The organism is Bradyrhizobium genosp. P, from assembly GCF_049949265.1.
Classification (GTDB): domain Bacteria; phylum Pseudomonadota; class Alphaproteobacteria; order Rhizobiales; family Xanthobacteraceae; genus Bradyrhizobium.
Genome location: NZ_CP188195.1, coordinates 3,662,675 through 3,687,876, shown reverse-complemented (window position 1 = coordinate 3,687,876; position 25,202 = coordinate 3,662,675). Strand labels below are relative to the sequence as shown.

Sequence of the window (25,202 nt, the reverse complement as noted above, 5' to 3'; positions counted from 1 at the left end):
ATGCGGCATGCAAATCCGGAAGTGCTCGATGGCTTGCGCTTGGCGCGACGACACGCTTAACGTCGCCCGCTAAGAAACACGTCGAGACCCACTTGATGACCCGCATCGCTGTTGGCGGCTTCCTGCACGAGACCAATACCTTCGCGCCGACGAAGGCGACCTATGACGACTTCGTGCATGGCGGCGGCTGGCCATCGATGTCGCATGGCGCCGGCGTGCTGAAGGTCATGCGCCGGATCAATGCCGGCCTCGCCGGTTTCGTCGAGGCCGCCGAGGCCAATGGCTGGGAGCTGGTTCCGACGGTTGCGGCCGGCGCGACCCCGTCGGCGCATGTAACGAAGGACGCCTTCGAACGTATTGTGAAGGAGATGGTCGACGGCATCGCCGCCGCCGGGCCGATCGATGCCGTTTATCTCGACCTGCACGGAGCGATGGTGACCGAACATCTCGACGATGGCGAAGGCGAGATCCTCGCCCGCGTGCGGAGGGTGATCGGCAAGGACACTCCGCTGGTCGCGAGCCTCGACCTGCACGCGAATGTCTCGCCGGAGATGATCGCGCATGCCGATGCGCTGATCGCCTACCGCACCTATCCTCATGTCGACATGGCCGACACCGGCCGCGCCTGCGCGAAGCACCTCGCATTGTTGCTCAACGGGAAACAACGCCTGGCAAAGGCATTCCGGCAATTGCCGTTCCTGATCCCGATCAGCTGGCAATGCACCAACGACCAGCCGACCAAGGGTCTCTATGAGAAGCTTGCGGCGCTGCAAGGCGACGCGGTACCAACGCTCTCGTTCGCGCCGGGCTTCCCGGCGGCCGATTTCAGGGATTGCGGGCCGAGCGTGTTCGCCTACGGCCGTACCCAGGCCGATGCGGATACAGCCGCCGACAGATTCGTCGCGCTGGTCGAAGGCCACGAAGACGATTTCGACGGCCGCATCTATTCGCCCGATGAGGGCGTGCTGCTAGCGATGGAGCTGGCGAAATCGGCGAGCAAGCCGATCGTCATCGCCGACACCCAGGATAATCCTGGCGCCGGCGGCACATCGGATACCACGGGGATGCTGCGTGCGCTGGTGCGCAACAAGGCCAGCGCCGCCACCGGCGTGATCTTCGATCCGCAGTCGGCCAGGGCCGCGCATGCGGCCGGCGTCGGCGCGACAGTCACGCTCGATCTCGGCGGCAAGTCAGGCATTCCCGACGATGCGCCGTACCGGGAAACCTTCGTCGTCGAACAGCTCTCGGACGGCAAGTTCATCGCGCCCGGCCCGTTCTACGGTGGCCGCGACATGGACATGGGACCGTCGGCAGCCTTGCGCATCGGCGACGTGCGCGTCGTCGTCGGTTCCTACAAGGCCCAGCTCGCCGATCAATCGATGTACCGCTATGTCGGCATCGAGCCCACGGCGCAGAAAATCCTCGTCAACAAAAGCTCGGTGCATTTCCGCGCCGATTTCGAGCCGATCGCCGAAAAGCTCCTGATCTGCGCCGCCCCCGGCGCGATGCCGGCGGATCCGGCCTCGTTACCCTGGAAGCATTTGCGGCCCGGCATCCGTATAAAGCCGAACGGCCGCGTATTCACACCCACCTCCCCATCACGCACAAAGGGATAGAGACCATGCCAACCATTGACCGCATCGACGGATTCGCTGACGAACTTACCGCCATCAGACGGGACCTGCACGCGCATCCCGAGATCGGTTTTGAGGAGGTTCGCACCTCAGGCATCGTCGCCGACAAGCTGACAAGCTGGGGCATCGAGGTGCATCGCGGCCTCGGCGGCACCGGCGTGATCGGTGTGCTCAAGGGCAAGGGCAACGGCACCAAGCGGATCGGGCTGCGCGCCGACATGGACGCGCTGCCGATGGAAGAGAACACCAATCTGAAGTGGCGTTCGACCATTCCCGGCCGCTTCCATGGTTGCGGACATGACGGCCACACCACGATGCTACTCGGCTCGGCGCGCTACCTCGCCGAAACCCGCAATTTCGACGGCACCGTGCATTTCATCTTCCAGCCGGCCGAGGAAGGCCTCGGCGGCGCCCGCGCGATGATCAAGGACGGCCTGTTCAAGAAGTTCCCCTGCGACGAGGTTTACGGCCTGCACAACGCGCCGGACCTCAACCACGGCGAGATTGCGATCCTGCCGGGCCCGGCGATGGCCGGCGCCGACTTCTTCGACATCAAGATCCATGGCTACGGCGCGCATGGCGCGATGCCGGAACGCTCCAAGGATGCGGTCGTGATCGCGATGACGCTGGGCCAGGCGCTGCAGACCATCGTCAGCCGCAACGTCGATCCGCACCACGCGGCGGTGCTGTCGATCACGCAGATCCACTCCGGTTCGGCCTATAACGTCATTCCGGGCGAAGCCTGGCTGTGCGGCACGGTCCGCGCCTTCGACGACGACACCCGCGCGCTGATCCGCAAGCGCATGCGCGCGATCTGTGCCGGCATCGCCGCGACCTTCGATGTCGAGATCGAAGCCGACATCCGCGACACGTTCAGCGTGCTCGTGAATCAGGAAGAGCAGTCCCGCGTGGTCGAGGAAGTCGCACGCACCGTCGTCGATCCCGCCAAGGTGGTGACCCGCACGACCCCGAAGATGGGCAGCGAGGACTTCGCCGACATGATGCAGGCCGTTCCCGGCGCGTACTTCTGGGTCGGCCATGACGGCTCTGTCCCCGTGCACAATCCCGGTTACGTTCTCGACGACAAGATCCTGCCGATCGGCGCCAGCATGTTCGCCCGCATCATCGAGAAACGCATGCCGGCAGGTGCCCATGCATAAGGTCAGGCAGGACACCATCACGTCGCTGCACGATCTTTCCGCCGTCGACCTGCTTGCCGGCTATCGCGCCAAGCAGTTCTCGCCGTCGGAAGTGCTGGAAGAGGTCATCGGCCACGTCGCGGCATGGGAGCCGCACATCAAGGCGCTGTACCTCTACGACCCCGACCGGGCGCGCAAGGTCGCCAAGACCTCGACCGAGCGCTGGCAGCAGGGTGAGCCGGCGGGCACGCTCGACGGCGTTCCCGTCACCATCAAGGACAACGTCGCAACCAGGGACCAGCCAGTGCCGCTCGGTGCTGCGAGCGTCAAGCTGGTGCCGGCCGAGAAGGACGCGCCACCGGCCGCGCGGTTGCGCGAAGCAGGCTCCGTGATCTTCTCCAAGACCACGATGCCGGACTACGGCATGCTGTCGTCGGGACTGTCGTCGTTCCATCCGCTCACCCGCAATCCCTGGGATGTCAGCAAGAACCCCGGCGGATCGAGTTCCGGCGCCGGCGCGGCCGGCGCGGCCGGCTACGGTCCGCTGCATCTCGGCACCGATATCGGCGGCTCGGTTCGGCTGCCGGCCTGCTGGAACGGCCTCGTTGCCCTGAAGCCCAGTCTCGGTCGCGTTCCGATCGATCCGCCCTATGTCGGCCGCGTCGCCGGGCCGATGACCCGCACGATCGACGACGCCGCGCTGATGATGAGCGTGCTGTCGCGTCCCGATCGCCGCGACGGCATGAGCCTGCCGGCACTGGAGGTCAACTGGAAGGCGCTGGAGAAGTCGCCACGCAAGCTGCGCATCGGCCTGATGCTCGAGGCCGGCGCCGGCCAGAAGCTGGAGAAGGAGGTTCGCGATGTCGTCGTCAAGGCCGCGAAGGCGTTCGAATCCGCCGGCGCCGTGATCACCGAGACCGACGGCATCCTGACCCCCGAGATGCTCGAGGGTCTCGACAATTTCTGGCGTGCGCGGATGTGGGGGGATCTCTCGCAGCTGGCGCCGGCGCAGCGCGAAAAGACCTTGCCCTACATCCTCAAATGGGGCGAGGCCGGCGCGAAGCTGTCGGGCGTCGACGCCGTGCGCGGCTTCAACATGACGATGGCGATGCGCGCGGCGGCCGTAAAACTGTTCTGCGAGTTCGACTATGTGATCTCGCCGGTGTCGCCGGTCGTGAACTTCCCGGCGGAGTTCGCCTCCCCACTCAACGACCCTGCAAAGCCGTTCGAGCACATCTGCTATACCGTGCCGTGGAATATGTCGGAGAACCCGGCACTCTCCATCAATGGCGGCTACGACAAAAAGGGTTTTCCGATCGGCGTCCAGATCATCGGCCGCCGCTTCGACGACATCGGCGTGCTCGGCATGGGCAAAGCCTTCGAGGGCCTGCGCGGCGCGCAGAAGCCGTGGCCGACGCCGCCGAAGAAGTAGCGTCGCAGCCTCTCGATTGTCATGCGCGGGCTCGACCCGCGCATCCATCTTCTTCATAAGAGTTGGATTGCCGGTCAAGCCCGGCAATGACGAACGAATAAAAGGAAGGAAGCCCCATGGCGTATGAGACGATCAAGTACGAGGTCGCCGAGCAGATCCTCACCATCACGCTGAACCGGCCCGACAAGCTCAACGCCTTCAACGCCGCGATGCAGCAGGAGCTGATCGACGCGTTCGACAAGGCGGACAAGGACGACGATGTCAGGGCCATCATCGTCACCGGCGCAGGCCGCGGCTTCTGCGCCGGCGCCGACCTGTCCTCCGGCGCCGACACCTTCGATCGCGACGCGCGGCGCGGCCCGGTGAAGCGGTTCGCAGACGGCAAGGTCGATTACAGCGACCCGCAAGTGCGCGACGGCGGCGGCCAGGTGACGCTGCGCATCTTCAAATGCCTGAAGCCGGTGATCGCCGCCGTGAACGGTCCCGCGGTCGGCATCGGCGTCACCATGCAGCTTGCGATGGACATCCGCATCGCATCCGAAGCCGCGCGCTTCGGCTTCGTGTTCTCCCAGCGCGGCATCGTACCGGAGGCCGCTTCGAGCTGGTTCCTGCCGCGCATCGTCGGCATCTCGCAGGCGCTCGAACGGTGCTACACCGGCCGCGTCTTCCCGGCGCAGGAAGCGCTTGCCGGCCGCCTCGTCAGCAAGGTGGTGCCGCCGGACGATCTGTTGCCGACCGCACACGCGCTCGCCAAGGAGATCGCCGCCAAGACCGCGCCGGTGTCGGTGGCGCTGATCCGCCAGATGATGTGGCGCATGATTGGCGCCGACGATCCGATGGAAGCGCACAAGGTCGACAGCCGCGGCATCTATGCCCGCGGCCGCTCCGACGACGTCAAGGAAGGCGTGGTGTCGTTCCTGGAAAAGCGTCCGGCGCAGTTCAAGAACAAGGTGTCGTCGGACATGCCCGACTATTTCCCGTGGTGGCAGGAGCGTGACTATCAGTGAGCGAACGGCGTCTCGCGACGTCCACACCTGATGGCGTCGTCCTGCTGCACGGCATCAGCAGGACGGCGCGCTCGTTCCGCAGGATGGAGCTGGCGTTGCAGGCCGCCGGCTTCGCCACCGTCAATCTCGACTACGAGAGCCGGCGCAAGGCGCTTGACGTGCTGGTTGAGGACATCCATCCGGCGATCGAGCTGTTCGCCGGCGGTCTTCAAGGCTCCGTCCATTTCGTCTGCCACTCCATGGGTGGCCTGCTGGCCCGCGCCTATCTGGCAAGGCATCGTCCGCCGCGGCTCGGCCGCGTCGTGATGCTCGGCACACCGAACGGTGGCAGCGAAATCGCCGACCGCCTCAAGAACCTCGCAGCCTATCGCGCCTTCCTGGGTCCGGCCGGCCAACAACTCGGCACCCGTCGCGACGCCGCGACCAGCGCGATGCTGCCTGCCGTCGACTACGCGATAGGCATCATCGCCGGCGACCGCTCAGTCTATCCGATCACCGCAATGGGGCTGCCGCGGCCGCATGACGGACGGGTGTCGGTCGCCAACACCAAGCTCGTCGGCATGACCGACCACATCGTGATCCGCACCTCGCATCCCTGGCTGGTGCGGAACGCGGAAGCGATCGCGCAGACGACCGCGTTTTTGCAGGACGGTAGGTTTCGACCCAATTCGTAGGGTGGGCAAAGCGTAGTGTGCCCACCACTTCTTGCACGACTCTGGATGGTGGGCACGGCGCAAGCGCGCCTTTGCCCACCCTACAAAGCTGCGCAATCTACCGGGTGATCAACGCCACCCGCCCGATCGCCTTGCGCTCCATCAGGAGCCGCATCGCCTTCGCATAGTCCTCCAGCGGCAGGCGATGCGAGATATTTGGCCGCACCTTGCCGGCCTCCGCCCACTCGCTCAGCGCCTTGATCCTGACCTCGCCGAGCGCAGGGTTTTTGCGCACCGCCTCACCGGCGCGAACGCCGAGCACGCTGGCGCCCTTGATCATCAGGAGATTGGTCCGGGCCTGCCCGATGCCGCCGGTGAAGCCAACCACGAGTATCCGGGCGCCCCAGTTGATGCAGCGCATCGAGTTCTCGAACACCTCGCCTCCGACGGGATCGAACACCACATCGGCACCGCGCCCGTCAGTGAGGCGTTTGACAGCGTCGCGGAACGGCTCGCGTTCGTAGAGCACGACATGATCGGCGCCGCGCCTCTTCGCAATCGCAAGCTTCTCCTCGCTCGACGCCGCGGCGATCACGGTGGCACCGAGCAGCTTGCCGACCTCGACTGCGGCAAGGCCAACGCCGCCGCCGGCGCCGTGCACCAGCAGCACCTCGCCCGGCGTGATCTGCCCGCGGTCGATCAGCGCGTGATACGCGGTGCCGTGCGCGGCGAGGAACGTGGCGCCCTCCGCGTAGTCGAAGGTCGACGGCAGCGGTACGAGTTGCGACGGCACGGCCACCGTCTCATCGCAATAGGCGCCGAAGCGCATCTTGACGATTACCTTGTGGCCGACCGCGACGCCCTTGACATCATTGACCTCGACAACATCACCTGATGCCTCCGAGCCCGGCGTAAACGGCAGCGGCGGCTTGAGCTGGTACTCGCCGGCCGCCATCAAGATATCGGGGAAATTGATCCCGGCAGCACGGATCGCGACGCGCACCTCGCCCGCTTTCAGCGGCATCGAGGCAAGGCTTTCCAAATGCAGACGCTCGGGCGGCCCGAGCTCGCGGCAGACGACGGCCTTCGGCATCAGGCGGCCCGCGCCTTGAGGCGCACCAGCGCCTCGCGGATCAGCGGCAGACGGTCGTTGCCGAAATACATGTCGGTCTTGTCGACGAAGATCGACGGCGAGCCGAAGCCACCCCGTGCCATCACCTCCTCGGTGTTGGCCTTGAGTTGGTCCTTGATCGCCTGCTCGCCGATGCCGGCAAGGAATTTTGCCGGATCGATGCCGACCTTGCCGCAGATCTCGGTCAGCACCGTATCCTGCGAGATGTCCTTGTCATCGCCCCAATAAGCCTCGAACGCGGCGCGCGCGAACGCCACCATCTTGTCGTTGCCGAGCCAGATGCAGCCGCGCATCGCCTTCACGCTGTTCACCGGGAATACCGTCGGCGGCATCTTGATCGCAAGGCCCGCCGAGCGCGCCCAGTCGGCGAGATCCTTCTTCATGTAGCGTGCCTTCAGCGGCACCGGTTTTTCACGCTGGGCATAGACCGACGGATTGACGGTGTTGAAGATGCCGCCGACCAGGATCGGCCGCCAAACGATCTCGGTGCCGAACTCCTTCGCCAGCGGCTGGATGTTGTGCCAGGCGAGATAGGTCCAGGGGCTGGAGCAGTCAAAGAAGAATTCGATCATGGCGTTTCCCTTTGTTATGTTTGAATTTATCTATCCTCCGTCATTGCGAGGAGTGAAACGACGAAGCAATCCATGTCTCCGCACGTGGCGGCATGGATTGCTTCGCTTCGCTCGCAATGACGGCGTGGGAGCATCTACTGTCTTCCCAACACTTCCCTCGCCTTCGCGCCGAACATGTTCTTGCGCGCCTCCTCGTCGAACGGCTCCTTGACGAATTTGCCGATCGCCAGCCCCGCCTGCACCTGCGGGCGGGCGCGCACGGCGGCGTACCAACGCTTCATGTTCGGATAGTCGTCGAGCGTAAAACCCTGCGCCTTGTGCGTCATGGTCCAGGGGAAGCAGGCGATGTCGGCGATCGAATACTCGTCACCGGCGACATAGGCGCCGGTCTTGCCGAGCTGGCGGTCGAGCACGCCGTAGAGCCGCGCCGCCTCGTCGCGATAGCGCTCGATCGCGTAAGGGATCTTCTCCGCCGCATAGAGCGCGAAATGGCCGTGCTGGCCGAGCATCGGACCGAGGCCGCTCATCTGCCACATCACCCATTGGATGACGGTCGACCGCGCACGCATCTCCGTGGCTAAGAAGCGGCCGGCCTTGTCGGCGAGATAGATCAGGATGGCGCCGGTCTCGAATACCGGGAACGGGCCGCCACCATCGGCCGGCGCATGGTCGACGATCGCGGGGATGCGGTTGTTGGGGCTGATCGCCAGAAATTCGGGGCTGAACTGCTCGCCGGCGCGGATGTTGACCGGGATGACCCTGTAGGGCAGCCCCAGTTCCTCCAGCATGATCGAGATTTTCCAGCCGTTCGGCGTCGGCGCATGGTGCAGGTCGATCATTGGGCTCCCGATCCCGGTCACAAGGACTTTTGTTGTTCTGTACCTCCACCATAAGACATGGCAGACAGGCGCTCAATCCGAACCGTCCGGGAGGCTCCCATGCTGTTTCCAACCACGATTGCAGGCTCCCTGCCGAAGCCGGAATGGCTGGCCGAGCCGAACATCCTGTGGGCGCCCTGGAAGTCGCAAGGCGCCGAACTCGCCCGCGCCAAGCGCGACGCCATCATGCTGGCGGTCAAGCTGCAGGAGGATGCCGGCGTCGATATCGTCACCGAGGGGGAGCAGGCGCGCCAGCATTTCGTGCACGGCTTCCTGGAGAAGATCGAGGGCATCGATTTCGCCCACAAGGTGGAGATGGGCATCCGCAAGGACCGCTACAAAGCGATGGTCCCTCAAGTGGTCGCGCCGCTCAGGCTGAAGGGCCGCGTCCACGACGGCGAAGCCCGGGTCGCCCGCGCCCACACCAAGAACAAACTGAAATTCACCCTGCCCGGTCCGATGACCATCATCGATACCATCGCCGACAAATATTACGGCGACCGGGTCAAGATGGCGTTCGCCTTTGCCGAACTGTTGAACGAGGAAGCAAAAGCGCTGCAAGCCGACGGTGTCGACATGATCCAGTTCGATGAGCCCGCCTTCAACGTCTACATGGACGAGGTGCGTGACTGGGGCATCAAGGCATTGGAGCGCGCCGCCGAGGGACTGACCTGCGCCACCGCCGTGCACATCTGCTACGGCTACGGCATCAAGGCCAACACCGACTGGAAGCAAACGCTCGGCGGCGAGTGGCGGCAGTACGAAGACACGTTCCCGGTGATCGACAAGAGCACGATCCAGCAGGTCGCGATCGAATGCCGCAATTCAAAGGTACCGCTGGAACTGCTGGCGCTGTTGCCGGGCAAGATCGTGCAGGCCGGCGTGATCGACGTCGCGAACGACGAGGTCGAGACCGCGGAGGACGTCGTCAAGGTGATCGAGGCGGTGGCAAAGTTTGTGCCGAAGGGCAACATCGTCGCAACAACCAATTGCGGCATGGCGCCGATGCGGCGGGACATCGCGGAGGCCAAGCTGCTTGCGCTCGGCGCCGGCGCCAGGCTGGCGCGGCAGAAGCTGGGGTGATGGCAATGCCGCTTCGTATCGCGGCTGCGGCGGCGCTGCTGGCTGTGGCGTGGCCAGCGCATGGCGGCGAACGCGATCAGCTCAACGCTTGCCGCGATATGGTTGCGCGCACGGCGCAATCGCCTGGTACGCAAGACGCGTCCGAAGTTGCGCGCTGCCGGCAGATCATCAAGGAATGGACGCTGCGGGATTCCCGCATGAGCGTCGACGAACAGGGCAAGCCACTGCGCTGAGGCCCGTTAGACGTCTGCGCTCGGATGCAGCACCGGCCGATAGCCGGCCCGAAACGCCCGGATGGTGGATGGCGGCGTCAGCAACTTCGCGGAACCTGCGACATCGGCACCGATATAGCCGGCAAACGACCAGCGCAACGTGTGGCCACCAGCGACGAGATAGCTTTCCCCGTTCGCCTGCACCATCGCGCCATCGGGCAACTCGTGTAGCGGCGTCGGCAGGGGATGTAGCCGCTTGTTGCCGTGGTCGAGCCGTTCAGCGTGCAGCACCGCATCCATCGCCTTGGCGCTGAGGCCGCTCACGCCGTTGCCCTCCTCCCAGGCGGCGCGAAAGCGTTTGGCATCGTCGCGGCGGCAGTAGAAGCAGGGCCGGTGCCCGGCGGCGAAGGCAGTGGCTTCGTCAAGGAAGAACAGCTCGGTCCAACTCCGCCGGCTCATCACCTCGCGCCGCCGTCCCCTGAACTCGCAGACACAGGTGAGCCAGGCCGGTGACGACCAGCGCCTGTTCAGCAGGGTCCGCGTCGCGGGATCGTGGATGATGCCGCGATTGCCGGTAAAGGTCCCGCGATGTTCTGACGCGACGACGTCGCCTGATGGTGTGACGCGGTTTTGCAGGGGCATGACGCCAATCTATCAGCAATCGTCATTGCGAGGAGCGTCAGCGACGAAGCAATCCATAGATCCGCGAATGTGGCGCGATGGATTGCTTCGCTTCGCTCGCAATGACGGTGACCTCACGCCGCACCGTCGCGGATCGGCGGCTGGAATGACAGCGCGGTGTCCCAGGGGAAAAAGATCCAGGTGTCCTGCGACACCTCGGTAATGAAGGTATCGACCAGCGGCCGCCCTTTCGGTTTGGCATAGACGGTGGCGAAATGTGCATCGGGCAGCATCTCGCGAACCAGCCTGCCGGTTTTGCCGGTGTCGACGAGGTCGTCGACGATCAGGAGTCCCTTGCCGGTACCGCCGCCGAGCTTGGCAGTCTGCTCCGATATGCCCTTGAGCACCTGCAGGTCGCCCTGCTTGTCGTGGTCGTAGCTTGCGACGCAGACCGTATCGATGATCCGCAAGCCGAGTTCGCGCGCTACGATCGCGGCCGGCACCAGCCCGCCGCGGGTGATCGCGATCACCGCATGGAACGGCCCGACCTCATTGAGCCGCCAGGTCAGCGCCCGGCAATCCCGGTGAAATTGATCCCACGAGACCGGAAAGGGCCGGCCAGCCCGCTCCCGCGCGCTCGGCTCTGAACTTTTATCAGCCATGCCGTATCAACCTGTCGCCGGCTTGTTGCGTGCGGCGTTCACCTGCACCAACATCTCCTTCACCGCACCCATCGCCGCCGCGAGCTTTTCCGGATCGCGCGAGCGCACCACCAGGTTGGTATTCGGCTTCTGGTTCTCATCCTGGAACGGATAGCTGCCGATGATGGTGTCGGGATGCGCCTGCGCGATCGCCCGCAGGGGCCCGCCGATGTCGCCTTCCCGCGCGTCGGCGCGCACTGAGTCCGACAGCATCCGCACGCCGGACTTCAGCGTCGGCGCCACGATGTCCATCATCGCCTGCATGATGGTAGGAATGCCGGCCATCACGATGACATTGCCGAGCTTGAATCCGGGCGCCAGGATGGTCGCGCTCTGGATCAGCTCGGCGCCATCGGGGACGCGGGCCATGCGGAGCCGGGCCTCGTTCAGGTCCTGCTCGCTCCAGCGCTCCCTGAATCGCGCCACCACGTCGGGGTGATGATGGATTTCGACCCCGAACGCCTTCGCCACGCTGTCGGCGGTGATGTCGTCATGGGTCGGCCCGATGCCGCCGGTGGTGAACACGTAGTTGTACCTATGCCGCAGCGCATCAAGGGCGGCGACGATGTCGGCCTCGTCGTCGGCGACGACGCGCACTTCCTTCAAGTCGATGCCGATATTGGTCAGGTATTCGGCGATGAAGCCGATATTCTTGTCCTTGGTCCGGCCGGACAGGATTTCGTCGCCGATCACCAATATCCCTGCCGTGACGATCTCGCTCATGGTCTCATTCCTTAACTGATCCCCTCACATTGCCGACCCAACGCCTTGATGTCACGGGGTATTGCCGCCGAATTAAGCAGCCCCAAGCCGGTTTTTCGGGCAACGCCGACGGACATCCCCTGGCAAATGCCGCAAGCCAATGCATATCGCGCTGGCCCGCCCCTTGCTACCACCACCTCAAGTCATGCACTGTGTGTCGCATGGCTTCGAAGGACAGTCAGGATATATGGCAGTTGCGTTCGATGAGATGAACGGCCTCGGCGAAGACCTCCGCCCGGCCTACCAGGAGCTCTCCCGCTGGCTCAAAGAGACGCCGCCGGACGCGCTTGAATATCGCCGCCAAGAGGCGGAGCTGCTGTTCCGCAGGATCGGCATCACCTTCGCGGTCTATGGCGATGCCGAAGCCCAGGAACGGTTGATCCCCTTCGACGTCATTCCGCGCATCCTCTCAGCCTCCGAATGGACGCTGATGGAGAAGGGCCTGAAGCAGCGCGTCCTCGCCCTCAACATGTTCCTCAAGGACATCTACCACGGCCGCGACATCCTGCGCGCCAACATCATCCCCGAGGACCTGATCTTCCAGAATCCGGTGTTCCGCCCGGAGATGAACGGCCAGGACGTACCGCACGACATCTACGTCCACATCGCCGGCATCGACATTATCCGCACCGATCCGGACAACTTCATCGTGCTGGAGGACAACGCGCGAACGCCGTCCGGCGTGTCCTACATGCTGGAAAACCGCGAAATCATGATGCGGCTGTTTCCGGACCTGTTCTCGCGGCACCGTGTCGCACCGGTCGAGCGCTATCCGGACGAGTTGCTGTCGGCGCTGCGCTCGGTGGCGCCGCACAGCGCCGCGGCCGAGCCGACGGTCGCACTGATGACCCCCGGGATCTACAACTCGGCCTATTACGAGCACTCGTTTTTGGCCGACAAGCTCGGCATCGAGCTGGTTGAGGGCCGGGACCTCATCGTCAAGAACGACGAGGTGTTCATGCGCACCACCGAGGGGCTGAAACGGGTTGACGTGATCTACCGCCGCGTCGACGACGATTTCCTCGATCCCCTCACCTTCCGCCCTGATTCCGCGCTCGGCGTCCCCGGGCTGATGTCGGCCTATGCGGCCGGCAATATCACGCTCGCCAACGCGGTCGGCACCGGCATCGCCGACGACAAGGCGATCTACTCCTACATGCCCGACATCGTGAAGTTCTATCTCAGCGAGGAGCCGATCCTCAAGAACGTGCAGACCTTCCGCTGCCGCGAGCCGCAGGATCTGTCCTACGTGCTCGACAATCTTGCCGACCTCGTCGTCAAGGAAGTGCACGGCTCCGGCGGCTACGGCATGCTGATTGGGCCGGCCGCCACCAAGGCGACCATCGAGGCGTTCCGCGACAAGCTCAAGCGCGAACCGGAAGGTTTCATCGCCCAGCCGACCCTGGCGCTGTCGACCTGTCCGACCTGCACCGCCAAGGGCCTGGCGCCGCGCCACGTCGACCTGCGGCCGTTCGTGCTGACCGGCAGCAGCCACACCACCATCGTGCCGGGCGGGTTGACCCGCGTCGCGCTGAAGGAAGGCTCGCTCGTGGTCAATTCGAGCCAAGGCGGCGGCACCAAGGACACCTGGATACTGAGCGAGTAGTCAGAGCATGCTGTCGCGCACCGCCGAAAACCTGTTCTGGCTCGCCCGCTATGTCGAGCGCGCCGAATATCTCGCGCGCACGATCGATGCGACGCTCCGGGTCACCGCGCTGCCGGCAGCCTATATCGGCAAGACCAACGAATGGGACTCCGCGCTGCTCACGGCCGGCGTCGGCGCCGCCTTTTACGAACACTACGAGGAAGCCAACGAGCACAATGTCGTCGAGTATTTGTCGTTCTCCGATGCAAACTCCTCCTCGATCAAGAACTGTATCGAGTCGGCCCGGCTGAATTCCCGCTCGGTGCGCACTGCGCTGACATCGGAGATGTGGGACACCATCAACTCGTCCTGGATTGAATTGCAGGCGGTCTGGACCAAGGGCGGCACCGGAAGCCGCGAGGAATTGGCAAAGTTTCTACGCTTCGTGCAGGAGACCTCGCTGCGCTTCGACGGCTCGGCCTACCGGACCATGCTGCGCAACGATGCCTATTGGTTCTCACGCCTCGGCGTGCATCTGGAGCGCGCCGACAACACCGCGCGCATTCTCGACGTGAAATACCATGTGCTGCTGCCCGAGGAGGAGCATGTCGGCGGCCCGCTGGATTACTATCAGTGGACCTCGATCCTCCGCTCGGTTTCGGCGCTTACAGCGTATCATTGGGTCTACCGGGAAACCCTGAAACCCTGGCTGATCGCCGACCTTCTGATCCTGAACGACACGCTGCCGCGATCGCTGGCGAGCTGTTACAGCAATCTGGTGCGGAATCTGGACCAGATCGGCGTCGCCTATGGCCGCCAGGGCGCCGCCCAGCGCCACGCCCGCGGCATCAGGAACCGGCTTGAGCACAGCCACATGGACGATATCTTCCAGCATGGCGTGCACGAGTTCATCCAGGAATTCATCGCGGACAACTCTCGGCTGGGTGAAATCGTCACCAGGCAATACCTGGTTTGACCGGTTCGTAGGACAAAAAGACCGTAAAATGTCGTCATGGCCGGACTTGCCCCGTCCATCCCTGCCTTGCTTAGAGGGGCGATAAGGACGAAAGACGTGGATGCCCGGCAAGAGGCCGGGCACAACGATCCCAACCTCCTGTTGGTTAAACCATGCGCCTGCGAATAGCCCATACCACCACCTATCGCTACGAGCCGGCTGCCACGGGCGTGATCCAGATTTTGCGGATGACGCCGGGCAGCCATGACGGCCAATATGTCGCGGAGTGGCAGATCGACGTCTCGACCGATTCCCGGCTCGATACCCATGAGGATGCCTTCGGTAATTTCACCCATGTGTTGACGCATGGTTCGATCGGTGACCTCACCGTCCATTGCGAAGGCCTGGTCGAGACCCACGACACCGGTGGCGTGCTGCGCGGCACCGACGAGCGGTTTCCGCCGAGTCTGTTCCTGCGCTCCACGCCGCTGACCGACGTCAATCCGGCGATGGCGGGTTTTGTGCGGGATATGCGCAGCGAGGCCGACGGCGACGTGCTCGGCTTTCTGCATGCGCTGATGGTGCAGATCTACGAGCACATGACGTTCGACGAGGACCCGACCACCAGCGGCACCTCGGCCGCCGAGGCATTCGCGCTGAAGCGCGGCGTCTGCCAGGACTATGCCCATATCTTCATCGCTTGCGCCCGCGCCGGCGGCGTGCCGGCGCGGTTCGTCTCCGGACACTTCCTGCGCTCCGACGGCACGGTCAACCAGCAGGCCGGCCATGCCTGGGCGGAAGCCCACGTGCCCGGTCTCGGCTGGGTCGGCTTCGACGCCGCCAACGGCATCTGCGTCACCGACGCCCACGCCCGCGTCGCGATCGGTCTCGACTATCTCGGCGCGGCCCCCGTCCGCGGCACCCGCTATGGCGGCGGCACGGAAACGCTGACGGTCGCGGTCAAGGTCGACCAGGCCGGGCGTCCCGGCCAGTGGCAGAGCCAGACGCAGTCGTAAGGCGCGGCTCCGCTCCATCGCCGCCGTCATTGCGAGCGGAGCGAAGCAATCGAAACATGGATTGCTTCGTCGCTGCGCTCCTCGCAATGACGGCAAAATCCGATGCTGAGACATCGCTTCAACCCCAGACCAGCGAGACGAGCATGGCAACCGTAAAACTGCTTTCCGACGACGAGCTCTCGGCCGAGGCGCGCGCTGTGTTCGAGGATATCCGAAAAACGCGGAAGTCGGACTTCGTCAACAATTTCTGGCGCGCGCTCGCGCATGATCCGAAGACCCTGCGTCGAACCTGGGAGAGCATCAAGGAAGTGATGGCGCCAGGCGCGCTCGATCCAAAGATCAAGGAGATGCTCTACGTTGCGGTCTCGGTAGCCCATGGCTGCAGCTACTGCATTCATTCGCACACCGCAGGCGCCCGTGCGAAGGGCATGACCGAGGCCGAATATCACGAGATGCTGGCGATCGTCGGCATGGCCGCCGAAACGAACCGGTTGGTCACTGCGCTCGGCGTGCCCGTCGACGAGGAGTTCCTCGTCAATTCATCGATAGGACCAACGCAGGACGCGTGACGGCCCTGCCTTCGCCGGGGAATTTGGGTTGGATGCGCCCCCGAAATTGGCTACTAGTTCTGCGCCGAGAAACTCGGACCGTTGGGGACTGGAAATGACCTATTGCTGCGGAATTCTGGTGCGCGACGGCCTCGTGATGATCGCCGACACCCGCACCAATGCCGGCCTCGACAATGTCTCGACCTTCCGCAAGCTGCACATCTTCTCCAAGCCCGGCGAACGGATCATGGCGATCGCGAGCGCCGGCAATCTGGCGATCAGTCAGTCGGTGCTGTCGACCCTGACCGAGGGCATGGAGGATCCGCACACCGGCGAGCTCGAGACGCTGATGAATGCGCCGACCATGTTCCAGGCGGCCCAGCGCATCGGCCGCGCCATCCGCTCGGTGCACTCTACCGAGGGCGAAGCATTGAGGTCGGAAGACGTCTCGTTCGACGTCTCGTTCCTGTTCGGTGGCCAGATCAAGGGCTCGCGGATGCGGCTGTTCATGGTCTACACCGCGGGCAACTTCATCGAATGCACCACCGACACGCCCTATTTGCAGATCGGCGAGCACAAATACGGCAAGCCGGTGCTTGACCGCGCCATGCATTACGACGTCGAGCTTTACGAGGCGCTCAAGACGGGGCTGATCTCGATGGATTCGACCATGCGCTCCAATCTCGGCGTCGGCCTGCCTATCGACGTGCTGCTGGTGCGTACGGATGCCTGCGAGGCCGATCTCAACCATCGCATCGAGGCCGGCGAGCCCTATTTCCACGATCTGCGGTCGCGCTGGTCGGCGGCACTGCGCGCGGCGCACCAGAATATTCCGCGGCCGCCCTACAAGAACGAAACCGAAGCAAAAACCAAATAAGAGGAAACCAGATGACTGAGGCCACCAACAAGATCGCCGTCGTCACCGGTGCCGGCACCGGCGTCGGACGCGCGGCATCGCTCGCTTTGATGAACGCAGGCTTCACCGTCGTGCTGGTCGGACGCCGCAAGGAGATGCTGGAAGAGACCAGCAAGCTCGGCCCCGCCGGCAAGAGCCTTTGCGTCTCCGCCGACATGGCCAATCCCGCCTCGATCGCGGCGCTGTTCGACACCGTGAAGTCCACTTACGGTCGGCTCGACCTGCTCTTCAACAACGCCGGCATGGGTGCGCCGCCGGTGAACTTCGAGGATCTGCCGCTCGAGCAGTGGCAGGCGGTGGTGAACACCAACCTCACCGCGCCGTTCCTGTGCACCCAGCACGCCTTCCGCATCATGAAGGACCAGACGCCGCGCGGCGGCCGCATCATCAACAACGGCTCGATCTCGGCGCATGCGCCGCGGCCGTTCTCGGCTGCCTACACCTCGACCAAGCATGCCATCACCGGCCTGACCAAGGCCTCCAATCTCGACGGCCGCATGTACGACATCGCCGTCGGCCAGGTCGACATCGGCAACGCGGCAACGCCGATGACCGACCGCATGGTGGCCGGCCCCGGTGTGATGCAGCCCGACGGCACGATGAAACACGAACCGCGCATGGACGCCAAAGCCGTCGGCGATGCCGTCGCCTACATGGCCGGCCTGCCGCTCGACGCCAACGTGCTGTTCATGACGGTCATGGCCAGCAAGATGCCGTTCGTGGGGCGGGGTTGATCTTCTTCTTCCCGCCTGCGGCAGGGCTATAGCGGGGGTGCGCGAAAAATATCGAAAACAACCCCATGCAAAGTAGCGGGGGTTGCCGGCGTCCGACACGGTAACTTGACATGTCGGGCAAATCAGCGGCATTCTTCCATTATTCCGAAATCGTACAATCCTACCTCTCCCGGCAAGCAGGGCGAAGTGAAGAATGACCGTCATTGCGAGCGAAGCGAAGCAATCCATCGATCCCCGCGGGGAAAGATGGATTGCTTCGTCGCTTCGCTCCTCGCAATGACGAATGGAAAGAGAGCGGCGCACCTACTCCAGCTTCTCCACGTTCCGCAGCGTCGGGAACAGCTTCATCCAGAGTAGCGCGATCGCAATCGTGCCGACGCCGCCGAGCACGGCGGCCGGCATGACGCCGAGCAGCGCCGCGGTAACGCCGCTCTCGAACTGGCCGAGCTGGTTCGACGCGTTGATGAACAGGAAATTCACCGCGCCGACGCGGCCGCGCATCGCATCGGGTGTTGCAAGCTGCACCAGCGAGAAGCGGATCACGACGCTGATCGTATCCGCCGCGCCCAGCACTGCCAGCGCCAGCACCGACAGCCACATCCAGCGCGACAGCGCGAACACCACCGTCGCCACTCCGAACACGATCACCGCCTGGAACATCCGCATTCCGACGCGGCGATTGATCGTGTGCCGCGCCAACACCATCGTCATCAGCAGCGCACCGACCGCCGGCGCCGCCCGCAGGATGCCGAGCCCGAGCGGACCGGCCGCCAGGATGTCGCGCGCATAGATCGGCAACAGCGCGGCCACGCCGCCGAACAGCACCGCGAACAAATCGAGCGAGATAGTGCCGAGGATCGCCGGATTGCTGCGGACGAAGGTGACGCCAGCGTACAAGTCGTCCGGCGACGCCGTCTCCTTCACCGGCGCCTGCTGCAGCCGGCCGATGCCGCCGGTCAGGATCATGCCGAACAGCCAGAACACAACCATGACGGCGTAGGGCATGCTCGGCGTGAATGCAAAAGCAAAGCCGCCGAGCGCCGGTCCCGTGATGGTCGCGATCTGCGCCGCGCCGCTCGAGATCGCGGTCGCCCGCTGCAGCGAGCCCTGCGGCGCGATCAGTGGGAGCAGCGCCGCAGTCGCCGGACTCTCGAATGCGCCGGCGATTCCCAGCACGAAAGTGGCGGCGAAGATCTGCAGCTCGGAGATGGTCCCGGCGTAGGTGCTCACCGCCAGGAACAGCGCGGCCAGCGCCTCCAGAAGCTGGCAGGCCTGCACCACGCGCTTGCGCTCAAACCGGTCGGCGGTGTGGCCGGCAACAAATACGAGCAGCGCCGTCGGAAGAAACTGGACCAGCCCGACCATGCCGAGGTCGAAGGCGCTGCCGGTCAAATCGTAGATTTGCCAGCCGATCGCAACGGCGCCGATCTGGCTGGAGAAGCGCGACAGGCTGCGCGACGACAGGAAAAACAGGAAGGGTCTGTCGGCGAGCAGATCGCGGGCGCCGACCGGCATAACGGAGGACATCACGGAGCCGTGGCCGACCGCCTGCAACTTGTCAATGCCGCTTGTGTCAGCGCGCAACAGCATTGCGCTGTGCGAAGCGCCTGCCATAATCCGGTGACGGGTTTTCGGGGGCTTGATGCTGCAATTGCAATCGGCGTTCGGCGTGGTGGCGCTCCTTGCGATCGCCTGGGCGTTCGGCGAGAATCGCCATGCGGTGTCGCTGCGACAGGCCGCGATTGGCCTTGCCGCCACCATCGTCACCGCGCTGGTGTTGATCAAGGTGCCGCTGGTGACGACAGCGTTCGGCGCGATCAACGACGCGGTCGGCACCATCGCCGCGGCGACCCGCGCCGGCACCGCCTTCGTGTTCGGCTATGTCGGCGGCGGCCCGGCGCCGTTCGATCCGAAAACGCCGGGCACCGATTTCATCCTCGCGTTCCAGGCGCTGCCGATCGTGCTGCTCATGAGCGTGCTGACGACGCTGCTGTTCTATTGGCGCGTGTTGCCGCCGGTGGTGCGCGGCATGGCATGGCTGCTCGAGCGCACGCTCGGCGTCGGCGGCGCGGTCGGGCTTTCGACCGCGGCCAACATCTTCCTCGGCATGGTGGAAGCGCCGCTCTTCATCCGCCCCTATCTGCCGCAGCTCACGCGCAGCGAATTGTTTCTGGTGATGACCGGTGGCATGGCCGGTATCGCCGGCACTGTGCTGGTGCTCTACGCCACGCTTCTTGCACCGCTGATACCCGATGCGGCCGCCCATTTTGTCATTGCATCCGTGCTCGGCGCGCCGGCCGCGATTTTGGTGAGCCTGATCATGGTGCCTGAAACAGCTGACAGGCGCACCGGCGGATCGCTGGAGGATCCCGACGTTCAGGTCTCCTCGACGATGGATGCGATCGTCAAGGGGACCGCGGCCGGGGTCGAGCTGCTGATCAATATCATCGCGATGCTGCTGGTGCTGGTCGCGCTGGTGTATCTCGTCAACGCCATCATCGGCCTGCTGCCGGAAGTCGGCGGCGCGAAAATCTCGCTGCAGCGGCTGCTCGGTTATGTGATGGCGCCGGTGTGCTGGCTGATGGGCCTGCCCTGGTCGCAGGCGGTGACGGCGGGCAGCCTGATGGGCACCAAGACCGTGCTGAACGAGCTGATCGCCTATGTCGATTTCTCGAAGCTCGGCACCGACGCGCTCGATCCGCGCTCACGGCTGATCATGCTCTACGCGATGTGCGGCTTCGCCAATTTCGGCAGCCTCGGCATCATGATCGGCGGCCTCGGCACCATGGCGCCCGAGCGGCGCGAGGAGATCAACGCGCTCGGGCTGAAGTCGATCGTCTCAGGCACGCTCACGACGTGCCTGATGGGCGCGATCGTGGGGGTTTTGACTTAGGTCGTCGTGCCCGGGAATCGCCGTCCGAAGGACTATGACCCGGCCATCCATCAATCGGGAAACATTCGTGCGAAGCGAGATGGATGGCCGGGTCAAGCCCGGCCATGACGAGCATTGGCGCGAGCAGCATACGACGTCCTTACGCCGTCAACTCCACCGTCTTGAATTCCGCCGGCAGGATCACCTCCAGCAATTCGACGTCGTCGGAGTAATCCAGGATCATGTGCCTGACGCGCGGAGGCTGGGTCCAGGCGCTGCCTTGCTTCATCAAGGTCTCGCCCTCGCCTTCCATGTAGGTCTTCACCCAGCCCTTGAGCACATAGACCATCTGGAATTCGACGTCGTGGAAATGCAGTTTCGAGACCTCTTCCGGATTGCACGGACCTTGCAGCCGGATGACATGCGCCTGCGCCAGGCCATGCGATGCCGCAGCGATGCCGAGGTCGCGGTACTTGGCGTAGGTGCGCAACCCGTCGGTCTTGAAATCCTCTTCGCGGTGATGGCTGATGGCGATGCGCTGCCTCGGCCGGGCTTTTGACGTCGGCTTCGCTGCAGCTTTGGGCCTTGCCGTCGAGACGCGGCCCTTGGACTTCACGGTCTTGCGCGCGGAGGATTTGGCCGCGCCCTTGAGCCCCGTCCATTTCTTCTTCACCGCGGTCTTGGCTGCGGGTCTTGCCGCCGTCTTTTTCCTGACCATTGCCGACCTCCCTGCTGTGCGCCTCACCCGACGAGCGGGCACAACCTGCGCGGAGACTATCGAGTCCCGGACCACGCGGCAATTGCAAAGCCAAGCTACCCCAGCGGTCCCGTTTTCTGCTCGATCTTTAAGGTGATTCCGCTTCCGGGACTGCGCGCCAGCGCGTCCAACGGGTTGACCAGGAATTGAACGACCCAGCCGGGCATATCCGACCCCAGCACGACTGCGTACTCTCTTCCGTTCCCGGTGATTTGACAGACCGGCCGCAGGCCATTCTGCGGATATGGCAGCCGCGGATTGGCGCGATAGCCGACGACAGCGCTGTTGTCGAAAAGCACACTGCGGCGCGCAACCAACGCCGCATGACACAGCAAGTCCAGTGAGCGCCAATAGCGTGCGACGATTCGGTCGCGCGGCACATCGTGACCGCCCAAACTGACGGTTCTCGACCCGTCTAACGTTGATCTCCGGATCGGAGGTGCAGACGAAATAGAGTGTGACGTCGTATCCTGCATCAACCGCACGGATCATGATATCGACTTTGCTCGGATGCGACATCACCGTCTCGAAACTGAAGTTCGACTGCCCGCTCAGACAACGGTCGCGACGACGGTCCGCAATCTCCTGCGCTCGCTTCGACCGTTCGGGTTCCGGTCCGAAGACTGCAAGGGCGATTTCATCGGGATTGATGTACTCGCCGAAGTCGATTCCGGCCTCGATCAAGTAGTTCGTGAGCGTGCTCTTTCCCGAGCCGTTCGGACCGGCAAGGACCAAAAGAAAAGGCGGCGGTTCGCTCAATCAGCCGATTTCCTAGCGTTGGGCGTGTCCGCAACGGACAGGTCGGTTGTGACATCGGATGCCGACGCGGCAAGCCCTGTGACTGTGCCCGACGGACGCCGCTCGACCAACGACGACGCCACGCGACCCGCCTGGGCAACATCCGCCGTGCCGGCGACAGAGAGACCAGCGTCGTAGGCTCTCTGAGCAGCCGTGAGCGCAGCGTTGGCGCCCATGGCCGCCAGTTCCTCCAATGATAAATCAACCGCTCGCTTGCGCATTGTCGGGCCTTCCGTACACACCATGAATGTATGCGTTCCAAACTGCGAAAGCCAGTTCGCCGCACGGTCAGTGCAATCTGAACACACCGTCGACGGCACGCAGTTCCGCGGGCTTGATCAGCTTGGAATGCGCGATCGTGACCGCGAACAGCGGGCCTTCCAACTTCTCTTCCCAGAACGTCAGGAAATCCTTGAGCGCCGGAAATTTCGGAAACAGATCGTAGTTCTGCCAGACATAGGTCTGCAGCAGCGACGGATGATCCGGCATCCGATAGAGAATTTGCGCCGTCGTCAGCCCGTACCCCAGCAACTGCTTCCTGAAGTCCTCGGAAGCAACCCCACCAACCCGCGAGACCATGCCAAACCTCCTGTGACGGAGCGCTTCTGCATGGGGTGGCCGACCTGCCGGAGCCACCCCGGCAAAAGATGCGCTCACATGAGAGAAATGTGACGCACGCGACTAACCCATCACAAGCCTAAATGTTTAACGATTTGTTGAAATTTCCCGCGTTAGCAGCAGCTTACCGCACGTGCTAATAGGGCTGCGCGGCTCCGCGACGCGCGTTAAGCATGACCGGTGATGCTGGCAACCGCACCATTCGAGTGCCAATTTTTCTGCTAGAAGCCCTTGCCCGCCGCCCAGGCTTGGCCTATCTCCTGCCCAGTCCCCTGGCACTCGCTGGGATGGACTGCCAATGCTCGAAAATTCAACAACATCTGCAAATGCTTAGGAGGACTGCATGAAATTCCGTCCGCTTCACGACCGCGTCGTGGTCAAGCGCATCGACGCCGAAGAGAAGACCGCTGGCGGCATCATCATTCCGGACAGTGCCAAGGAAAAGCCCTCCCAGGGCGAAATCATCGCCGTCGGCCCGGGCGGCCGCGACGAAGCTGGCAAGCTGATCCCCATCGACCTCAAGGTCGGCGACCGCGTCCTGTTCGGCAAGTGGTCCGGCACCGAGGTCAAGATCGACAATGAAGACCTGTTGATCATGAAGGAAAGCGACATCATGGGCGTCCTCGACGTCCCCGCCACCAAGAAGAAGGCCGCTGCTTAAGCCAACGCCGCACGCTCACCCTGAGGAGCGCCGCCGGCGTCTCCGAGAAGGGTGAGAGACCAACATCAACCCAGGGAAAACAAGTATGTCATCCAAAGAAGTCAAATTCGGCGTAGATGCGCGCGACAAGATGCTGCGCGGCGTCGATATCCTCGCCAACGCGGTGAAGGTCACCCTCGGCCCCAAGGGCCGCAACGTCGTGCTCGAGAAGTCGTTCGGCGCTCCCCGCATCACCAAGGACGGCGTCACCGTCGCCAAGGAGATCGAGCTCGAGGACAAGTTCGAGAACATGGGCGCGCAGATGGTGCGCGAAGTCGCCTCCAAGTCCGCTGACGCGGCCGGCGACGGCACCACCACCGCCACCGTTCTGGCGGCTGCGATCGTCCGTGAAGGCGCCAAGTCGGTTGCCGCCGGCATGAACCCGATGGACCTGAAGCGCGGTATCGACCTGGCTGTGGAAGCCGTGGTCGCCGACCTCGTCAAGAACTCCAAGAAGGTCACCTCGAACGACGAGATCGCCCAGGTCGGCACCATCTCGGCCAACGGCGATGCCGAAATCGGCAAGTTCCTCTCCGACGCCATGAAGAAGGTCGGCAACGAGGGCGTCATCACGGTTGAGGAAGCCAAGTCGCTCGAAACCGAACTCGACGTCGTCGAGGGCATGCAGTTCGACCGCGGCTACATCTCGCCCTACTTCGTCACCAACGCCGACAAGATGCGCGTTGAGATGGACGACGCCTACATCCTCATCAACGAGAAGAAGCTCTCCTCGCTGAACGAGCTGCTGCCGCTGCTCGAGGCCGTGGTGCAGACCGGCAAGCCGCTGGTCATCGTCGCTGAAGACGTCGAAGGCGAAGCGCTCGCCACCCTCGTCGTCAACCGCCTGCGCGGCGGCCTGAAGGTCGCGGCCGTCAAGGCTCCGGGCTTCGGCGATCGCCGCAAGGCCATGCTGCAGGACATCGCGATCCTGACCGGCGGCCAGGCGATCTCGGAAGATCTCGGCATCAAGCTCGAGAACGTCACGCTCGCCATGCTCGGCCGCGCGAAGAAGGTGATGATCGACAAGGAAAACACCACGATCGTCAACGGCGCCGGCAAGAAGGCCGACATCGACGCCCGCGTCGCCCAGATCAAGGCGCAGATCGAGGAAACCACCTCGGACTACGACCGTGAGAAGCTGCAGGAGCGTCTCGCCAAGCTCGCAGGCGGCGTCGCGGTGATCCGCGTCGGCGGCGCGACCGAAGTCGAGGTGAAGGAGCGCAAGGATCGCGTTGATGACGCGATGCATGCGACCCGCGCGGCTGTCGAGGAAGGCATCGTCCCGGGCGGCGGCGTCGCCCTGCTCCGTGCCTCCGAGCAGCTCAAGGGCCTGCGTACCAAGAACGACGACCAGAAGACCGGCGTCGAGATCGTGCGCAAGGCGCTGTCGGCTCCCGCTCGCCAGATCGCGATCAACGCCGGTGAAGACGGCTCGGTGATCGTCGGCAAGATCCTGGAGAACAAGTCCTACGCTTACGGCTTCGACTCCCAGACCGGCGAATATGTCGACCTCGTCAAGAAGGGCATCATCGACCCGACCAAGGTCGTTCGCACCGCGATCCAGAACGCTGCGTCGGTTGCAGCGCTGCTGATCACCACCGAGGCGATGGTCGCCGAGCTGCCGAAGAAGAACGCCGGCGGCCCCGCGATGCCTCCGGGCGGCGGCATGGGCGGCATGGACTTCTAATAAGTCCACGCTTCACGGCACAAAACATGCAGAACCCCGGCAGCAATGCCGGGGTTTTTGTTTGGGACGAAAGCCGCGCGTCGTTCCGAGGTCGGGCGTTATGACCGCCGGTAAAAGTCCGTACGACGGTCAATCGCCGTCCGACCGGCGATCCACCGATCCTTGCGCGACCATGAGCGAGACGCTTTGA

General features: G+C 64.0%; 26 protein-coding genes. 16 read left to right on the top strand and 10 right to left on the bottom strand.

Features of this window, described 5'->3' with window-relative positions:
- The first annotated feature begins 95 nt into the window (after positions 1-95).
- The 5 genes from ACP2YO_RS17860 to ACP2YO_RS17840 all read left to right on the top strand — a co-directional run bounded on the left by ACP2YO_RS17860 (position 96) and on the right by ACP2YO_RS17840 (position 5,886).
- Positions 96-1,616: a M81 family metallopeptidase gene (locus ACP2YO_RS17860; RefSeq protein ID WP_426442012.1), complete on the top strand. Its 1,521-nt coding sequence runs from the start codon at positions 96-98 to the stop codon at positions 1,614-1,616.
- A 5-nt stretch (positions 1,617-1,621) separates the two neighbouring features.
- Positions 1,622-2,794 carry a M20 aminoacylase family protein gene (locus tag ACP2YO_RS17855; RefSeq protein WP_426442011.1) on the top strand — a complete coding sequence of 391 codons (1,173 nt, stop codon included), beginning with the start codon at positions 1,622-1,624 and terminating at the stop codon, positions 2,792-2,794.
- Positions 2,787-4,205, top strand: a complete 1,419-nt coding sequence (locus ACP2YO_RS17850; protein ID WP_426442010.1) for an amidase — start codon at positions 2,787-2,789, stop codon at positions 4,203-4,205. Before ACP2YO_RS17855 ends, ACP2YO_RS17850 begins: the two co-directional genes overlap by 8 nt.
- A 116-nt stretch (positions 4,206-4,321) precedes the next feature.
- On the top strand, positions 4,322-5,212 hold the full coding sequence (locus ACP2YO_RS17845; RefSeq protein ID WP_426442009.1) for a crotonase/enoyl-CoA hydratase family protein: 891 nt from the start codon (positions 4,322-4,324) through the stop codon (positions 5,210-5,212).
- Complete coding sequence (locus ACP2YO_RS17840; protein ID WP_426442008.1) at positions 5,209-5,886, top strand: esterase/lipase family protein; 678 nt, start codon at positions 5,209-5,211, stop codon at positions 5,884-5,886. Before ACP2YO_RS17845 ends, ACP2YO_RS17840 begins: the two co-directional genes overlap by 4 nt.
- Positions 5,887-5,983: 97 nt before the next feature.
- On the opposite strand, the gene ACP2YO_RS17835 is transcribed toward ACP2YO_RS17840, so the two are convergent.
- The 3 genes from ACP2YO_RS17835 to ACP2YO_RS17825 all read right to left on the bottom strand — a co-directional run bounded on the left by ACP2YO_RS17835 (position 5,984) and on the right by ACP2YO_RS17825 (position 8,408).
- Positions 5,984-6,958, bottom strand: coding sequence for an NADPH:quinone oxidoreductase family protein (locus ACP2YO_RS17835; protein WP_426442007.1), 975 nt, complete (start codon positions 6,956-6,958; stop codon positions 5,984-5,986).
- Positions 6,958-7,569, bottom strand: coding sequence for a 2-hydroxychromene-2-carboxylate isomerase (locus tag ACP2YO_RS17830; RefSeq protein WP_426442006.1), 612 nt, complete (start codon positions 7,567-7,569; stop codon positions 6,958-6,960). The genes ACP2YO_RS17835 and ACP2YO_RS17830 overlap by 1 nt, the downstream gene beginning before the upstream one ends.
- A gap of 134 nt (positions 7,570-7,703) precedes the next feature.
- A complete protein-coding gene (locus tag ACP2YO_RS17825; RefSeq protein ID WP_426442005.1) occupies positions 7,704-8,408 on the bottom strand; it encodes a glutathione binding-like protein in 705 nt (234 codons plus the stop codon).
- 99 nt (positions 8,409-8,507) lie between these two features.
- On the opposite strand from ACP2YO_RS17825, the gene ACP2YO_RS17820 reads away from it, so the two are divergent.
- Together ACP2YO_RS17820 and ACP2YO_RS17815 are read left to right on the top strand one after the other, a co-directional pair.
- Complete coding sequence (locus ACP2YO_RS17820; protein WP_426442004.1) at positions 8,508-9,530, top strand: methionine synthase; 1,023 nt, start codon at positions 8,508-8,510, stop codon at positions 9,528-9,530.
- A 5-nt stretch (positions 9,531-9,535) separates the two neighbouring features.
- A complete protein-coding gene (locus ACP2YO_RS17815; RefSeq protein WP_426442003.1) occupies positions 9,536-9,763 on the top strand; it encodes a hypothetical protein in 228 nt (75 codons plus the stop codon).
- Positions 9,764-9,769: 6 nt separating this feature from the next.
- Here ACP2YO_RS17815 and ACP2YO_RS17810 read toward each other — a convergent pair whose 3' ends face one another.
- The 3 genes from ACP2YO_RS17810 to ACP2YO_RS17800 all read right to left on the bottom strand — a co-directional run bounded on the left by ACP2YO_RS17810 (position 9,770) and on the right by ACP2YO_RS17800 (position 11,787).
- The gene (locus tag ACP2YO_RS17810) at positions 9,770-10,384 is read right to left on the bottom strand and encodes a hypothetical protein (protein ID WP_426442002.1); all 615 of its coding nucleotides are present in this window, start codon (positions 10,382-10,384) and stop codon (positions 9,770-9,772) included.
- 113 nt (positions 10,385-10,497) lie between these two features.
- Positions 10,498-11,025, bottom strand: a complete 528-nt coding sequence (gpt, locus tag ACP2YO_RS17805; RefSeq protein ID WP_426442001.1) for a xanthine phosphoribosyltransferase — start codon at positions 11,023-11,025, stop codon at positions 10,498-10,500.
- Positions 11,026-11,031: 6 nt separating this feature from the next.
- Complete coding sequence (locus ACP2YO_RS17800; RefSeq protein WP_426442000.1) at positions 11,032-11,787, bottom strand: competence/damage-inducible protein A; 756 nt, start codon at positions 11,785-11,787, stop codon at positions 11,032-11,034.
- A 226-nt stretch (positions 11,788-12,013) separates the two neighbouring features.
- Here ACP2YO_RS17800 and ACP2YO_RS17795 point away from each other — a divergent pair, with 226 nt between their 5' ends.
- From ACP2YO_RS17795 to ACP2YO_RS17770, 6 genes are all read left to right on the top strand, one after another.
- Positions 12,014-13,432, top strand: coding sequence for a circularly permuted type 2 ATP-grasp protein (locus ACP2YO_RS17795; protein ID WP_426441999.1), 1,419 nt, complete (start codon positions 12,014-12,016; stop codon positions 13,430-13,432).
- Between the two features lie 7 nt (positions 13,433-13,439).
- A complete protein-coding gene (locus tag ACP2YO_RS17790; RefSeq protein ID WP_426441998.1) occupies positions 13,440-14,387 on the top strand; it encodes an alpha-E domain-containing protein in 948 nt (315 codons plus the stop codon).
- Positions 14,388-14,539: 152 nt separating this feature from the next.
- Positions 14,540-15,382, top strand: coding sequence for a transglutaminase family protein (locus ACP2YO_RS17785; RefSeq protein WP_426441997.1), 843 nt, complete (start codon positions 14,540-14,542; stop codon positions 15,380-15,382).
- 143 nt (positions 15,383-15,525) lie between these two features.
- Positions 15,526-15,951 carry a carboxymuconolactone decarboxylase family protein gene (locus ACP2YO_RS17780; RefSeq protein WP_426441996.1) on the top strand — a complete coding sequence of 142 codons (426 nt, stop codon included), beginning with the start codon at positions 15,526-15,528 and terminating at the stop codon, positions 15,949-15,951.
- Between the two features lie 94 nt (positions 15,952-16,045).
- Positions 16,046-16,807 (top strand): peptidase, encoded by a 762-nt coding sequence (locus ACP2YO_RS17775; RefSeq protein ID WP_426441995.1) that lies wholly within the window; start codon positions 16,046-16,048, stop codon positions 16,805-16,807.
- A gap of 11 nt (positions 16,808-16,818) precedes the next feature.
- The gene (locus tag ACP2YO_RS17770; protein WP_426441994.1) at positions 16,819-17,580 is read left to right on the top strand and encodes an SDR family oxidoreductase; all 762 of its coding nucleotides are present in this window, start codon (positions 16,819-16,821) and stop codon (positions 17,578-17,580) included.
- A 303-nt stretch (positions 17,581-17,883) separates the two neighbouring features.
- On the opposite strand, the gene ACP2YO_RS17765 is transcribed toward ACP2YO_RS17770, so the two are convergent.
- Entirely contained in the window at positions 17,884-19,107 is a 1,224-nt protein-coding gene (locus ACP2YO_RS17765; protein WP_426443229.1) for an MFS transporter, read from the bottom strand.
- Between the two features lie 115 nt (positions 19,108-19,222).
- Between ACP2YO_RS17765 and ACP2YO_RS17760 the strand changes: the two genes are divergently transcribed.
- Positions 19,223-20,473: a NupC/NupG family nucleoside CNT transporter gene (locus tag ACP2YO_RS17760; RefSeq protein ID WP_426441993.1), complete on the top strand. Its 1,251-nt coding sequence runs from the start codon at positions 19,223-19,225 to the stop codon at positions 20,471-20,473.
- 139 nt (positions 20,474-20,612) lie between these two features.
- On the opposite strand, the gene ACP2YO_RS17755 is transcribed toward ACP2YO_RS17760, so the two are convergent.
- The 3 genes from ACP2YO_RS17755 to ACP2YO_RS17745 all read right to left on the bottom strand — a co-directional run bounded on the left by ACP2YO_RS17755 (position 20,613) and on the right by ACP2YO_RS17745 (position 22,586).
- Complete coding sequence (locus ACP2YO_RS17755) at positions 20,613-21,170, bottom strand: cupin domain-containing protein (protein ID WP_426441992.1); 558 nt, start codon at positions 21,168-21,170, stop codon at positions 20,613-20,615.
- 95 nt (positions 21,171-21,265) lie between these two features.
- Positions 21,266-21,604, bottom strand: coding sequence for a hypothetical protein (locus tag ACP2YO_RS17750; protein WP_426441991.1), 339 nt, complete (start codon positions 21,602-21,604; stop codon positions 21,266-21,268).
- A 691-nt stretch (positions 21,605-22,295) separates the two neighbouring features.
- Positions 22,296-22,586 carry an usg protein gene (locus tag ACP2YO_RS17745; RefSeq protein WP_426441990.1) on the bottom strand — a complete coding sequence of 97 codons (291 nt, stop codon included), beginning with the start codon at positions 22,584-22,586 and terminating at the stop codon, positions 22,296-22,298.
- 382 nt (positions 22,587-22,968) lie between these two features.
- Here ACP2YO_RS17745 and ACP2YO_RS17740 point away from each other — a divergent pair, with 382 nt between their 5' ends.
- Together ACP2YO_RS17740 and groL are read left to right on the top strand one after the other, a co-directional pair.
- A complete protein-coding gene (locus tag ACP2YO_RS17740) occupies positions 22,969-23,286 on the top strand; it encodes a co-chaperone GroES (protein ID WP_426441989.1) in 318 nt (105 codons plus the stop codon).
- Positions 23,287-23,371: 85 nt separating this feature from the next.
- The gene (groL, locus tag ACP2YO_RS17735) at positions 23,372-25,012 is read left to right on the top strand and encodes a chaperonin GroEL (RefSeq protein ID WP_426441988.1); all 1,641 of its coding nucleotides are present in this window, start codon (positions 23,372-23,374) and stop codon (positions 25,010-25,012) included.
- Positions 25,013-25,202 lie beyond the last annotated feature (190 nt).